Here is a 1,399-nt window from a genome sequence, read left to right as displayed (position 1 = left end):
AGCTCTAAGTTTGCAGTCGCAAGATAAGAGAGTGGAAAATTTATCTTAATAATACCAAGCGTGGCAGATAAATTTGTTCCGAGAACTTATTGAAGCAATGTCAGTCTTAATATCTTTGTTGTATGAAGAAGAAGACTGACAGGCAGGGAGAGGAATCCAGAAAAAAGCAAGTCCTTTGAGACTATCCCGCGTTACGGTCTCTCCCCGCCAAGCTGCAAAACTCCGATAGAATATTAAGGCTACGAGCCTATTTAGAGTTTAGAGTAAAAAACAGCTTTTTATCAGTCTTGAAAAAAAGATATGTAAAGATATGAAGAAACTATTTATCGGCATAGATTTTGCCAAAGAGAAATTCGATGCAGCCATCATCGAGGCTTGTGGACTCAAAGAGTTTGGTAATCGGGAATACGGCACGTTCACAAACGACAAAAAGGGCTATCGACAGTTCTTCAAATGGGTCAAAACGAATGCGGACAAGTCCGTGGAGAACGAGTGGTTATTCTGTGGCGAGGACACCGGATCATGTAGTCTGGGACTGAGCAAATGGCTGTATGGCAAAGGCCTTGACATATGGATTGAGAATGCCTATTCCATCAAGCATAGTAGCGGAATCCAACGTGTCAAGAGTGACAAGGCCGACTCATCCATGATCGCAGAGTACGCCTGGAGACATCAAGACAAGGCAGTCCTGTTTGAGCCGCTTAGCGAATCGCTGTCACAACTTCGTGAGGTGTTTCTTTACCGGCATAAATTGGTACAGCAACATATTGCCATGGATGTTAGAAAGCAAGACAAGGAAGCCGCCGAACCCTCGAAGGCTATCAGTTTTATCAAGCGCAAAAGCAAGCATTTAATGTCTGAGATTGATAATGCCATCAAGGAATGCGACCTGATGATAGACCGCATCATAGAAAGTGATGCCGAACTTAAGGAGAACTATGCTATCATCACTTCGATAAAAGGCGTTGCACGTCAAAACGGAGCCTGTTTGCTTATCTTCACCAACAACTTCAGACGTTTTGACCTGGACGCACGCAAAATAGCCTGTTATTATGGTGTTGCCCCGTTTGGAAAAGATTCAGGCACAAGTATCCACTCTCCGGCTAAAACAAGCCATTTCGCCAACAAGCTCATAAAATCCTTGCTGGGACAGGCTGCTCATTGTGCAAAAAAATTCAATCCAGAGATAAGAGAGTATTATAACCGACTGATTGGGCGTGGTAAAAAGCCACAAGTGGCTTTAAACAATGTCAAGAACAAACTCATCAGGATTATTGTGGCTCTTGTGCGAAAGAAGGTCTATTACGACCCAAAAACATACATGTTTTACAATGCTAAATTTACCGATGTTAAGAAAATGTTAAACTCATAAAATGACTTGGATAGAAACATAGAATAC

Annotated in this window: 1 protein-coding gene; it reads left to right on the top strand. The window is 42.2% G+C overall.

Annotated elements, in window-relative coordinates; all coding sequences use genetic code 11:
- The first annotated feature begins 310 nt into the window (after positions 1–310).
- A complete protein-coding gene (locus KFO40_RS25560; protein ID WP_087321072.1) occupies positions 311–1,372 on the top strand; it encodes an IS110 family transposase in 1,062 nt (353 codons plus the stop codon).
- Positions 1,373–1,399: the final 27 nt, after the last annotated feature.

The sequence above is a fragment of the Bacteroides sp. 1001302B_160321_D4 genome (assembly GCF_015667765.1).
Taxonomy (GTDB): Bacteria; Bacteroidota; Bacteroidia; order Bacteroidales; family Bacteroidaceae; genus Bacteroides; species Bacteroides xylanisolvens.
The sequence above is the reverse complement of the archived record's forward strand: the minus strand, read 5'-3'. Positions and strand labels throughout refer to the sequence as shown.

Coding starts and splice junctions, on each gene's coding strand:
- KFO40_RS25560 (WP_087321072.1), top strand. CDS start 311: ATGAAGAAACTATTTATCGGCATAGATTTTGCCAAAGAGAAATTCGAT.